At 68.0% G+C, this 11,756-nt stretch carries 13 protein-coding genes; 5 read left to right on the top strand and 8 right to left on the bottom strand.

Annotated elements, in window-relative coordinates; genetic code table 11:
* The 3 genes from HMPREF2924_RS36240 to HMPREF2924_RS23385 form a co-directional block, all read left to right on the top strand.
* A partial coding sequence (locus tag HMPREF2924_RS36240; RefSeq protein ID WP_080984597.1) for a hypothetical protein occupies positions 1 to 182 on the top strand: 182 nt, incomplete at its 5' end.
* 60 nt (positions 183 to 242) lie between these two features.
* Positions 243 to 1,355: an alkene reductase gene (locus HMPREF2924_RS23390; protein WP_003133401.1), complete on the top strand. Its 1,113-nt coding sequence runs from the start codon at positions 243 to 245 to the stop codon at positions 1,353 to 1,355.
* A gap of 194 nt (positions 1,356 to 1,549) precedes the next feature.
* Positions 1,550 to 1,756 carry a hypothetical protein gene (locus HMPREF2924_RS23385; protein ID WP_003133403.1) on the top strand — a complete coding sequence of 69 codons (207 nt, stop codon included), beginning with the start codon at positions 1,550 to 1,552 and terminating at the stop codon, positions 1,754 to 1,756.
* A 5-nt stretch (positions 1,757 to 1,761) separates the two neighbouring features.
* Here the strand turns inward: HMPREF2924_RS23385 and HMPREF2924_RS23380 are convergent, their stop codons facing one another.
* Positions 1,762 to 2,385 carry a class I SAM-dependent DNA methyltransferase gene (locus HMPREF2924_RS23380; RefSeq protein WP_023083049.1) on the bottom strand — a complete coding sequence of 208 codons (624 nt, stop codon included), beginning with the start codon at positions 2,383 to 2,385 and terminating at the stop codon, positions 1,762 to 1,764.
* Between the two features lie 325 nt (positions 2,386 to 2,710).
* Here HMPREF2924_RS23380 and HMPREF2924_RS23375 point away from each other — a divergent pair, with 325 nt between their 5' ends.
* Positions 2,711 to 4,258 carry a TerC family protein gene (locus HMPREF2924_RS23375; protein WP_022580679.1) on the top strand — a complete coding sequence of 516 codons (1,548 nt, stop codon included), beginning with the start codon at positions 2,711 to 2,713 and terminating at the stop codon, positions 4,256 to 4,258.
* Between the two features lie 55 nt (positions 4,259 to 4,313).
* Here the strand turns inward: HMPREF2924_RS23375 and HMPREF2924_RS23370 are convergent, their stop codons facing one another.
* Both HMPREF2924_RS23370 and HMPREF2924_RS23365 read right to left on the bottom strand, forming a co-directional pair.
* Positions 4,314 to 5,093, bottom strand: a complete 780-nt coding sequence (locus tag HMPREF2924_RS23370) for an SDR family oxidoreductase (RefSeq protein ID WP_003109252.1) — start codon at positions 5,091 to 5,093, stop codon at positions 4,314 to 4,316.
* A gap of 5 nt (positions 5,094 to 5,098) precedes the next feature.
* Complete coding sequence (locus HMPREF2924_RS23365) at positions 5,099 to 5,530, bottom strand: GlcG/HbpS family heme-binding protein (protein ID WP_003133416.1); 432 nt, start codon at positions 5,528 to 5,530, stop codon at positions 5,099 to 5,101.
* An 84-nt stretch (positions 5,531 to 5,614) separates the two neighbouring features.
* On the opposite strand from HMPREF2924_RS23365, the gene HMPREF2924_RS23360 reads away from it, so the two are divergent.
* The gene (locus tag HMPREF2924_RS23360; RefSeq protein WP_003082741.1) at positions 5,615 to 6,523 is read left to right on the top strand and encodes a LysR family transcriptional regulator; all 909 of its coding nucleotides are present in this window, start codon (positions 5,615 to 5,617) and stop codon (positions 6,521 to 6,523) included.
* A gap of 3 nt (positions 6,524 to 6,526) precedes the next feature.
* Here HMPREF2924_RS23360 and HMPREF2924_RS23355 read toward each other — a convergent pair whose 3' ends face one another.
* The 5 genes from HMPREF2924_RS23355 to HMPREF2924_RS23335 all read right to left on the bottom strand — a co-directional run bounded on the left by HMPREF2924_RS23355 (position 6,527) and on the right by HMPREF2924_RS23335 (position 11,663).
* Positions 6,527 to 8,455, bottom strand: a complete 1,929-nt coding sequence (locus tag HMPREF2924_RS23355) for a DNA/RNA non-specific endonuclease (RefSeq protein ID WP_003133419.1) — start codon at positions 8,453 to 8,455, stop codon at positions 6,527 to 6,529.
* 86 nt (positions 8,456 to 8,541) lie between these two features.
* Positions 8,542 to 10,089: a threonine ammonia-lyase, biosynthetic gene (gene ilvA / locus HMPREF2924_RS23350; protein ID WP_003082739.1), complete on the bottom strand. Its 1,548-nt coding sequence runs from the start codon at positions 10,087 to 10,089 to the stop codon at positions 8,542 to 8,544.
* Positions 10,086 to 10,493, bottom strand: coding sequence for a YybH family protein (locus HMPREF2924_RS23345; protein ID WP_003133421.1), 408 nt, complete (start codon positions 10,491 to 10,493; stop codon positions 10,086 to 10,088). Before HMPREF2924_RS23345 ends, ilvA begins: the two co-directional genes overlap by 4 nt.
* Before the next feature lie 265 nt (positions 10,494 to 10,758).
* Positions 10,759 to 11,271, bottom strand: coding sequence for a hypothetical protein (locus tag HMPREF2924_RS23340; RefSeq protein WP_003133424.1), 513 nt, complete (start codon positions 11,269 to 11,271; stop codon positions 10,759 to 10,761).
* A 59-nt stretch (positions 11,272 to 11,330) separates the two neighbouring features.
* Positions 11,331 to 11,663, bottom strand: a complete 333-nt coding sequence (locus HMPREF2924_RS23335) for an ElaB/YgaM/YqjD family protein (RefSeq protein WP_003082731.1) — start codon at positions 11,661 to 11,663, stop codon at positions 11,331 to 11,333.
* Positions 11,664 to 11,756 lie beyond the last annotated feature (93 nt).

Raw genomic sequence — 11,756 nt, 5'->3', positions numbered from 1 at the left:
CGGATAACGCCGGGGGCGTTATTCGCCCTACCCGCCTGACGCAGCGCGTCATAGGCCATTCCTCCTCCCTCGGTGCGCCCTACCCGCCGGTGTCGGGAACGCGCTATCCGGGCATTCATGAATTTAACTCAAGTGTCATTTTCCCCGGCAGCGGTTTTTCGCACGAATCGTTCCGCCAATAATGCGCTCACCTTCTTCCAGCGCGCCGCGCCACGGCCGGCCTCACGAGCGAGATCGCCATCATGCTGTTCAGCCCCTATGCCCTTGGCCACCTGACCCTCCCCAATCGCATCGTCATGCCGCCGATGACCCGTTCCCGAGCCGCCAGTGACGAAGTCGCCACCGCGCTGATGGCCGAGTACTACAGCCAGCGCGCCGGCGCCGGCCTGATCGTTTCCGAAGGCACCCAGATCAGCCGGCAGGGCCAGGGCTACGCCTGGACACCGGGCATCCACAGCGCCGAGCAGGTCGCCGGCTGGCGCCAGGTCACCGACGCGGTGCACGCCGCCGGCGGGCGCATCTTCGCCCAGCTCTGGCACGTCGGCAGGGTCTCGCACACCTCGCTGCAACCGGGCAACGCCGCCCCGGTGTCCTCCTCGGCGCTGGTGGCCGAAGGCGTGAAGGTCTTCGTCGATCCCCAAGGCCGCGGAGCGCAGGCCGGCGGCGGCGAGATGGTCCAGCACTCGGCGCCGCGCGCGCTGGCCGTGGAGGAAATCCGGGAGATCGTCGCCGACTATGCCCAGGCCGCACGCAACGCCCTCGACGCCGGCTTCGACGGGGTCGAGCTGCACGGCGCCAACGGCTACCTGATCAACCAGTTCATCGACTCCCAGGCCAATGCGCGCAACGACCAATACGGCGGCTCGCTGGAGAACCGCCTGCGCTTCCTCCGCGAAGTCGCCGAGGCGGTCACCGCGGTGGTCGGCAGGGAGCGCATCGGCGTGCGCCTGGCGCCGCTGACCACCCTGCAGGGCGCGGTCGACGACACCCCGCAAGCCACCTACCTGGCCGCGGCGCGGCTACTGGACGAGATCGGCGTGGCCTACATCCACATCGCCGAGGCCGACTGGGAAGACGCCCCGGCCATGCCGGCGGCGTTCAAGGAAGCGTTGCGCATCGTCTACCGTGGCAGCCTGATCTACTCCGGCATGTACACCAAGGCGCGCGCCGAGGAAGCCCTGGCCAGGGGCTGGGCCGACCTGATCGGCTTCGGCCGGCCGTTCATCGCCAACCCTGACCTGCCCTACCGCCTGGAGCACGACCTGGCGCTGGCCGACGGCGACCGCTCGACCTACTTCGGTGGCGGCGCCGCCGGCTACACCGACTACCCGAGCCTGCCGCAGGCGGCCGGTTGAAACCCCTAGCCGACCGGACCGCGAGCGCGCGGCCGGTTGGCGAAACATGCCGCCACAACCTCGCCTTTGGTCGACTAGAACCCACGGCTGGCGAGACCTAGACTCAATTCGCCAGATATTCATTATTAATAGGCCTGATTTCCTGGACAGGGGGGACCACCGATAGCATCGAGGAACATTTCGAGGAATCCGCCATGAGCAAGTCCCTGATCGTCTCCCTGGCCGCCAGCCTGGTCGTCCTGGCCGGTTGCGCCAACCCGCCGCGCAGCGTCGAACGCCCCTACAGCGACGCCGAAATCAAGTCCTACGCCCTCGACAGCCAGGAACGCAGCGACCTCTCGCCGAAGCGCCTCGACCAGTACCGCAGCGTGCTCGGCACGCCGCACCGGCAGACCCTCTAGCGCCTTCAGACGGGGCGCCGCCAGACGCTCGCCAGCCAGGGCTGCTGCTCGCGCGGCAGGCCCGGCGGCCGGTAGTAGTGCTCCAGCTCGACGAAACCGGCTTCCTCCAGCAGGCGTTTCCAGGCCGGGTAATCGTGGTAGGCACCGTAGCGTTGGCCATTCCAGCCCTCGCGGTTGTCGCCGCGCGGGTTGGAGCTGAACAGCACGCCGCCCGGCCGCAGCGCTTCGAAGAGTTCGCCGAGCACCCGCGGCAAGGCGCTGCCGGGCACATGGAACAGGCTGGCGTTGGCGAAGATGCCGTCGAAGTGCCCAGCCGGCAGTCGCAGCGCCAGGAAATTCTGTTGCCATACCTCGCAACCGCTGTCGGCCCTGGCCATCTCGACGAAGCGCGGCGTGCCTTCGAGCCCGACCGGCTGGTGGCCGAGGCGGCGGAAGGTGGACAGGTCGCGCCCGGGACCGCAGCCGAAATCGAGGATCCGGTACGGCGGCGGCCCGTCGATATGGCGCAGCAGCGCCTCGACGTTCTGGCTCACGTCGTGGCCGCGGGTGCCCTCGCGGAAGCCTTCGGCGTTGCGCTGATAGTCAGCCAGGGTGGTGGCGGTGATCGCGTCGAAATCCTCGGTGCTCATGTCTGCTCGCAGTGGCGGGGTTCCGCCCAGTCTAGCGCCGGCAGGGGTTTCGCCTAAGGTTTTGTAATAGTTTCCCGCTGTGGCGAGGGCCCGCGACACAGTAGGATCGACTTCCCTTTGACTCTCAATGGCCATCATGACCACCCTTTCGGAGCCCCCCAGTCGTCCTTCCGGACAACCCTCCCCGCTTCGCCTTCGCCACCTGCGTCCGCCCCTCGACGCCGAATCCCTCGCCTCGTCCCCCGCCGTCACCGCCGGCTGCCGCAGCCGCGCCGTGCAGCGTCGCGCCAGCGCGACGGCCAGCCGGACCGGGAGGTAAGCGCACATGGAATGGATAGCTGACCCGACTGCCTGGCTCGGCCTGGCGACCCTGATCGTGCTGGAGATCGTCCTCGGCATCGACAACCTGGTGTTCATCGCGATCCTCGCCGACAAGCTGCCGCCGCACCTGCGCGACCGCGCCCGGGTCCTCGGCCTGTCGCTGGCGCTGCTGATGCGCCTGGGCCTGCTGGCGAGCATCTCGTGGATGGTGACCCTCACCGAGCCGCTGTTCGAGGTATTCGGCAAGAGCTTCTCCGGCCGCGACCTGATCATGCTGTTCGGTGGCGTGTTCCTGCTGTTCAAGGCCACCATGGAGCTGCACGAACGCCTCGAAGGCCATGTCGCCCAGCACGCCGGCAACAAGACCTACGCGCTGTTCTGGCCGATCGTCGCGCAGATCGTGGTGCTCGACGCGGTGTTCTCGCTCGACGCGGTGATCACCGCGGTGGGCATGGTCGAGCACCTGGAAGTGATGATGATCGCGGTGATCGTCTCCATCGGCCTGATGATCGTCGCCAGCAAGCCGCTGACCCGCTTCGTCAATCGTCACCCGACGGTGATCATGCTGTGCCTGGGCTTCCTGATGATGATCGGCTTCAGCCTGACTGCCGAGGGCCTGGGCTTCCATATCCCGAAAGGCTACCTGTACGCGGCCATCGGCTTCTCGATCCTCATCGAGGTGTTCAACCAGGTCGCCCGCAAGCGCCGCAAGAAGAGCCTGCAGGGCCACCGCCCGCTGCGCGCGCGTACCGCCCATGCGGTGCTGCGCCTGCTCGGCGGCCAGCGCCTGGAGGCCGACGAGATCGGCGAGGAGGTCGCCGACCTGTTCGAGGAAGGCGACGACCAGGTGGTCTTCGACCGCCGCGAGCGGGTGATGATCAGCGGCGTGCTGCAATTGGCCGAGAAGCCCATCCGCAGCCTGATGACGGTACGCGCCGAGGTCGACTGCATCGACCTCGACAGCGGCCGCGAGGCGATCCGCGCGGCGCTGCTCGAATCGTCCTACTCGCGCCTGCCGCTGGTGCGTGACGGGCGCGTCGAGGAGCCGCTGGGCTACGTGCACAAGAAGGAACTGCTCAAGGAGCTGCTCGCCGGCGCCCAGCCGGACCTGGAAAGCCTGGCCCGCCAGCCGCTCAACCTGTTGCAGGACTGCTCGATCCTCAACGCCCTGGAGCAGATGCGCGAGGCCTCGACCCACGTGGCCTTCGTGGTCAACGAGTTCGGCGAATTCATCGGCCTGCTGACCCTGACCGACATTCTCGAATCCATCGCCGGCGAGCTACCCGACGCCAGCGAGATCGACGGTCCGGACGTGGTCGAGGAGAACGACGGCTACCTGGTCAGCGGTGCCATGAACCTCAGCCAGGTGCGTCGACGCGTGGGGTTCGACGCGCGCGCCACGGAGGACTACCAGACCCTCGCCGGGCTGGTGATGAGCCTGCTCGACCGCCTGCCGGTGATCGGCGACCGCCTGCAGTGGCAGGACTGGGAACTGCGGGTGGTGGAAGTGGAAGAACGCCGGGTGACCCGGGTCCTGCTGCGCAGGGGCTGAGCGAAACGGCGGCCGCCGATCCGGCCGCCGCCCTCCCCGGCGCAGCGGCAGACCGCTACAGGCGGCGCTGCCAGGCCTGTGCCTGCTCGTCCTTGACCACCTCGACGAAAGCTTCCGGCAACAGGGTGCGGAACGGGCCTTCGTCAGCCTCGGCCAACTCGACCATCCGCGCGATCATTTCCTCCGGATCGTACTGCTCGAAGGGAAAGCGCACGCCGCTGTGGTCGGTGAAGTGGCGCTGCGGGTCGTACCAGCGTTTCCAGGTTTCCATCATGCGATCGTTGAAACCGGTCTGGTACGGGCCGGGATTGATGGTGCCGACCTGGATGCCGAACGGCTTCAGCTCGGCATGCAGGGCCTCGGCGAAGGCCTCCAGGGCATGCTTGGAGGCGCAGTAGGGGCCGGTATAGGGACCGGTGATCAGGCCGGCGATGGACGACACGAAGAGCACCTTGCCGCCACGCTTCTGCTCGACCATGCGCCGGACGAAACCCTGGGTCAGTTCCAGGTTGGCGAACACGTTGGTCTCGAACAGCGCGCGCACCAGTTCCAGCGGGATCTCCGCGCTGGCCCCGGCCTCGGCGCTGCCGGCGTTGTTCAGCAGCACGTCGATATCCCATTCCCAGGCGCGTTCGCGATCGGCGGCGACGGTGATGTCGAGGGTTTCCACCCGCAGCGGGACGCCACGCCGCCCGGCCTCTTCGCGCAGGTCGGCGGCCTGCCCGGCGCCGCGCACGCCGGCGATCGTCCGATGGCCGCGGGCGGCCAGGCGCAACGCCACTTCCCGACCGAAGCCGCTGCCGGCCCCGGTCACCAGGATTCGCTTCTGTTTCATCTCGATTACCTCTGGATTGTTGCCATGGCCACGGCGGCCTCGGCGATGGATTGGTCCTGGGCCGCGCTGGCGCCGGAGACGCCGACGCCACCCAGGCAGGAACCGCCGGCATCGCCCAGCGGCATGCCGCCGGCGAAGCAGGCCAGCCCGCCGTTGCTCTGCTCGATGCTCCACAACGGCTGGCCCGGCCCGGCGAGTCGGCCCAGCTCGCCGCTGGGCAGGCGGAATAGCGCGGCGCTGCGCGCCTTGCGCTGGGCCAGGTCGATGGCACCGGGAACGCTGTCGTCCATCCGTACGAACGCCAGCAGGTTGGCATGAGCGTCGACCACCGCGACGCAGACCGCCAGGCGCTGCCGCCGCGCTTCGGCAATGGCCGCCGCGATGCAGCGTTGGGCATGTTGCAGAGACAGGTGGGTAGACATGGCCGGCGTCCTCATGGAGTGCTTGCGGGCCAGTCTAGAAAGGTCGAAGCTTTAACAGAACCGGCCTTCTCCTACGTAGACTTTCAAGTTTTTCTAACAATGAATCGACGCGATCCCCTCGCCGGCCTGCACGTCTTCAGGCAGGTCGCCGACACCGGCAGCTTCACCCGCGCCGCCGCCCTGCTCGGGGTGACACCGGCGGCGGTGAGCCAGGCGATCAACCAACTGGAAGCCGAGCTGCGTCTCAAGCTGTTCCACCGCACCACCCGCGGGGTCAGCCTGAGCGAGGCCGGGCAGCGCTACCACGAACAGACCGAACAGCCCTACCGCGATCTGGTGCGCGCCCGCGAAGCGCTCGGCGAAAGCCTCGCGGAACCCTCCGGGCAGTTGCGCATCAGCGCCCTGCACCTGGCGAAGAACCTGGTGATCGCACCGATGCTCAACGAGTTCGTGCGACGCTACCCGAAGGTGCAACTGGAGATCCGCTACGAGGACCAGTTGGTGGATATCGTCAGGGAACGGCTGGATGCCGGCATCCGCCTGGCCGACGCCCTGCAGCCGGGCATGGTCGGGGTGCAACTGACAGCGCCGCTGGCGTGCCTGCTGGTGGCCACTCCGGCCTACCTCGCCGAGTACGGTACGCCGGCCAGCGTCGCCGACCTCGATGGGCATGCCGCCGTGCGCTTCCGTTTCCCGCGCAGCGGCCGCCTGCACAAGTGGCGCTTGCGGGAAGACGGGCGGGAACTGGAAGTGGACCTGCCGGCACGCTTCGTCAGCACCGACACCGAGACGATCATCGAGGCGGCCCGCGCCGGCGCCGGGATCGCCCAGGCATTCATCCGCGAGCGGGTCGCCGCGGACCTCGCCGCCGGGCGCCTGGTGGAAGTGCTGCCTGGCAGTTGCCTGCCGCTGCCGCCGATGTGGCTGTATTACCTGAACCGCCGCCACGTACCGGCCAAGCTGCGCGCCTTCATCGAACTGCTACGCGAGTGGCGGCAGCCGGCCTGAACCTCAGCGGCCCTTGCCGGCCGGCCCCGGCCGGCTCAGCAGAAGGTCGTCCGGTCCGTCGATCTCGATGAAGCGTCCGCTTTCCAGCGCCTCCTCCAGCGGCGTGCCGGCGAGCACGTCGGCCTTGCGCAGGGCGCTGGAGAAACGCAGGTCGGCGCTGGCCTCGACCTTCGCCAACGGCACCTGGTAGGTCTTGAACGCACCGTAGCGGAAGCCTTCGCTGGGCATCATCCCTTCCTGCCCCAGCAGGTAGGCGGACACTCCCAGTTCGCCGCTGTCGGCGTCGATCATCGCCACCACCTTCCAGAACTCCAGCGGCACCTGCACGCCCTGGTAGAGCGGATCGTCGTCGCGGAACACCGGGCCGGTGAACACCGAGATGCGGAAGCCCTCGCTCCTGGCGTTCTGCAGCACGTAGTCCTCCAGCGACAGCCAGCTGCGCTGGTTGAGCTGCGCCACCTGGGGCACCGCGTTGGTGTAGACGAAGGTGTCGTCCTCGGCCTGCCGGGCGATGGCATCGCTGTCGCCCCAGCCGGGATCCTCGCGACGCACCATGTGGCCCTTGTCGAACGAAGCCGGGCCGTAGAAGTCCTTGTGTCCGACCTGCGCGGCTGCCTCGATGCGCGGGTCGAAGCCCCAGGAATCCTTGCGCTTGAGCGAACGCTTGAGCGCGCCATCGATATTCACCGCGGTGAGGATCGGCAAGCGCCGGCTGGCGCTCATCACCACCGAGAAATGCAGGTAGTCCAGGCGCGTGCCCTTGCCCACCGGCAGCACCTGGTGGCTCTTGCCCGGCTTGGGCAAGGCCGCCTTCGGCCCGAGGAAGGCCTCGTCGAAACCCTTGCGCTCGGCCAGGTCGGCGACGCTGCGCTGCTTTTCCTGGAAGCGCGGCACGCCGCGCTTCAGCTCCGCCCCGGCCACCGGCACCCAGGCGCGACGCGCCAGCAGGCTGCGGATCACGCTGGCCTTCACCGCATAGTTGGTCTTGCGGAACTGGCCGCCGAAGTGCAGGCCGACCACCTCGCCGCCGTCGATCGAAAGCACCGCCGAGCCGGAATTGCCGCCCAGGGTCGAGCAGTCGTGGGTCAGGTACCAGGCGTCATGGGGCAATCCCACGACTTCGCCGGGAGCGAAACGCTTGACGTCGTAGATGTTGCCGAAGATATCTTCCATCGCCCCGGCGTCGTTGCGGCTGTCGCGCGCCGGATAGCCGACCACCGCCACCGCCTGGCGCGGCTCGGCATCCTGGCGCGCGAGGACCAGCGGCGGCGGCAGCAGGTCGCCCTTCACTACCTGGAGGATCGCCATGTCCGGCGCCTCGGAGACGTCCGGGGCGATCCACAGGACCCGCGCGATCACATGCTCGTCGCTTTCCGGCTGGCGGTATTCCTCGCGGAAGTCCACGCGGGTGCGCACCTGCTTGCCGGCCTGGTTGAGACGGAAGCGGAACAGGCTGCCCTGGCGTTCGGCGAACAGGCTGGCGACATGCCGGTTGGTGACGATCAGGTCGTCCTCGATGCGCCAGCCGGTACCGCACCAGTCCATGCTGTCGTGGTCGATCAATTCCAGCCGGCCGACCGAGCGGATCGGCGTGGCCAGCGCGGCGCGATGCTTCTTCAGGCGCTGCTCCAGGCCGGCCAGCGGCGCTTCGTCGAAGATACCGTTCTTCACCAGCAGCACCGGCCGGCTCTTGAGCAGAACGATCGCCTCGCTGAAGCGCCGCGAGTCGAAGAACGAGGCGTCGGATTCCGGCGACACGCTCTTGCCCAGGTGGTCGGCGATCTGCTCGCGGCTGGCGTTGTACGCCGGCACGTTGCTCCACTCACCGCGGGCGGCGAGGTGGGCGAGTTCCTCGCGGGTGCCCTTTTCCTTCAGTACCGAGCAGACCCGCAGTTCTTCCGGCGTGGCCCGCCGGGGGTTGCGCTTGCGCATGGCCATGTCCCTCGCTGGGCGGATATCCCTGGCAGGAGTCTAGCCGAGGGACATGACAGGGCCATGTCCCGCTGGCGGAGCGCCGCTCAACCGGCGAATAGCCGGTAGGCCGGGTTGTGGGTTTCCTCCCAGTACGGATAGCCGATGGCTTGCAACGCCGCCTCCAGCTCGCCGCGCTCCTCGTCCGGCACCTGCAATCCGGCCAGCACCCGACCGTCGGCGGCGCCGTGGTTGCGGTAGTGGAACAGGCTGATGTTCCAGCGCGAGCCGAGCTTGTCGAGAAAGTTCAGCAAGGCCCCGGGGCGTTCGGGAAACTCGAAGCGGAACAGCCGCTCGCGGCGCACCTCGGTACCGTGGCCGCCGACCATGTGGCGGATGTGCAGCTTGGCCATCTCGTTGTCGGTCAGGTCGAGTACCGGGAAGCCCTGCTCGCGCAGGCCGGCGAGCAGGTCGGCGCGACTGTCGGTGAGCGGATGGGTCTGCACGCCGACGAACAGGTGGGCCTGGCGGTCGCTGTGGTAGCGGTAGTTGAACTCGGTGATCTGGCGCCGGCCCAGCGCCGCGCAGAAGGCCTTGAAGCTGCCCGGCCGCTCGGCCACGGTGACGGCGATGATCGCTTCGCGCTGTTCGCCCAGTTCGGCGCGCTCGGCAACGTGGCGCAGGCGGTCGAAGTTGATGTTGGCACCGGAGTCGATGGCCACCAGGGTCTGCCCCTCGGTGCGTTCGCGGGCCACGTACTTCTTGATTCCCGCTACGGCCAGGGCGCCGGCCGGCTCGGTGATCGAACGGGTGTCGTCGTAGATGTCCTTGATCGCCGCGCAGATTTCGTCGCTGCCGACGGTGATCACCTCGTCGACGTGGTCCTTGCAGACCTCGAAGTTGCAAGCGCCGATCTGCGCCACCGCCACCCCGTCGGCAAACAGCCCGACCTGGCCCAGCACCACCCGCTCGCCGGCGGCCAGCGCTGCCTGCAGGCAGTTGGAATCCTCCGGCTCGACGCCGATCACGCGGATATCCGGACGCAGGTGCTTGACGTAGGCGGCGATCCCGGCGATCAGGCTGCCGCCGCCGACCGGCACGAAGATCGCGTCGAGGCGGCCGCTGTGCTGGCGGAGGATCTCCATCGCCACCGTGCCCTGTCCGGCGATCACGTCCGGATCGTCGTAGGGTGGGACGAAGGTCATGCCTTCGCGCTCGGCCAGTTGCAGGGCATGGGCCAGCGCATCGGGGAAGGCGTCGCCGTGCAGCAACGCCTCGCCGCCGCGCGCCAGCACGCCCTTGACCTTGAGTTCGGGAGTGGTGCGCGGCATCACGATCACCGCCCGCACGCCCAGGCGCTGCGCCGCCAGGGCCAGGCCCTGGGCATGGTTGCCGGCGGAGGCGGTGATCACCCCGCGGGCCTTCTGCTCGTCGCTCAGGCGCGCGACACGGGTATAGGCGCCGCGGATCTTGAAAGAGAACACCGGCTGCAGGTCCTCGCGCTTGAGCAGCACCCGGTTGCCCAGGCGCTGGGACAACTGCGGCGCGACCTGCAAGGGGGTTTCCACGGCGACGTCGTACACCGGCGCGGCCAGGATGCTTTCCACGTAGCCGGCCAGCAGGGGTTTGCTTGCGCTGAGGGTCGAGGCGCTCATCGGCTGGCCTCCGCGCTCGCCGCCACCGAGGCCAGCAGGTCGGTGCCGTAGGAGTTGTCCACCGCGCAGCGCCACTGGCCATCGGCCTCCTGGCGGAACACGTAGGTGGCCCGACGTTGCAGGCGTCCGGCCTTCGACTCGATCAGCGCCTCGGCCATGACCAGCGCCGTATCTCCCGCCTCGATCACCCGCAGGTCGTGCTGGCGCACTCGCAGGCTGTGCTCGAAGTGCCGGGCGATGGCGTCGAACGCCTGGCGGATCTGCGCCTTGCCGCAGGCGTTGAGGCCCGGCTTGACCACCAGGGTGGCGTCGTCGCAGTAGAAATCCATCAGGGCATCGAACTGCCCGGCATTGATCAGGGCGTCGGCCCGGCCAACGAGGTTCTGGAGGGTCTGGTGCTGCATGCTGTTCTCCCGGTTCGGTGGTTTTGGCCCAGGAGACAGAACGAAGAACCCGCCTCGAGGGCGGGTTCGGAGTGGACGCTGGCTAACCCGCCATAGCTGGAATGGCGGTAATAATGCTGCGGCGGGTAAGCAGGGTCGCGAAGGTCATGGGTATCGAAACTACGGCGCAGGCCCGTTGGCTGTCAAGCGGTCCGGCCGCGCCGGCAGGAAAAAGCCCCTGCCGCGATGGCAGGGGCTTGCCGTTTTGGCCGAACACCGCCGGAGGTCAGCGGGTCAGCAGCACCTTCTGCGGCTGCGAGCCGCTCACGGTGACCAGCTTGGTGACGGTGCCGCCCTCGGTGATGGTCTTGCCATCGCTCTGGGCGCTCCAGGTCAGCTCGCTGGAAATGTAGTAGGTGCCGCTGGGGATGTGGTCGAAGTCGAAGCGACCGTTCTGGTCGGTGGTCGCCTCGCGCACGTAGGTGGCGCGTCGCGGGTCGAGCACCGGCGGTTGCACGTCGGGATCGCGCTTGGCGGCATCGAGGTTGCCGAACTTCGCGTAGTAGGCCTTCATGTAGCTGGTCGCAGGCTCCAGGGTGACCTTGGTGTTGGTCCCCTTCTGGATCGCACCCGACGCGCTGGTCAGGTACAGGTCGCCGTTGATCACGCCCTCTCCCACCTGCTGGGTCGCCGCGTATTCATGCTCCGGGAAATCCGGCAGGTCGTTGGGATTGGAGGCGCAGGCCGCCAGGGCCGCGGTCATGGCCAGGAGGCCGAGGTTCTTCTTGATCGAAAGCATGGGCAATTCCTTTTTTCAAGCGAAGGTAACGAGTCCGTTGTGCGGCACCGACCGCGTGCTCAGGAGCGACGCCCGAGCAGGAAGCCGGCGAGCAGGCCCACCGCGGTGGTGATGGCCACGGTCTGCCAGGGATTGGCGCCGATATAGCTTTCCGTCGCATCCACCGCGTGGCGGCTGCGTTCGGCCACGGCGCTACCGCCCTTGCCGAGGGCATCGTTGGCCTTCTCCAGCAGCGCGCCGATCCGCGCACGGGCGCTGTCGGCCTTGTCGCCGGCGAAAGCGGCGCTGTCGGCGAGCATGCTGTTGGCTTCGGAGAGCAGTTCCTGCAGCTCGCTGTAGCTCTGGTGCTGAATCTGCTCGAGGTTGTCTTTCACTGCGTTCTTGCGTGCCATCGAAGAGGCTCCCTGAAAAATGACTTGCAAAGGAGTTGATAGGCGCCGCAGTGAAAAAGTTCAGAGGAAATCGCCGGGAAGAACCGGCGCCCA

Source organism: Pseudomonas sp. HMSC063H08 (assembly GCF_001813645.1).
Taxonomy (GTDB): domain Bacteria; phylum Pseudomonadota; class Gammaproteobacteria; order Pseudomonadales; family Pseudomonadaceae; genus Pseudomonas; species Pseudomonas aeruginosa.
The sequence above is the reverse complement of the archived record's forward strand: the minus strand, read 5'-3'. Positions and strand labels throughout refer to the sequence as shown.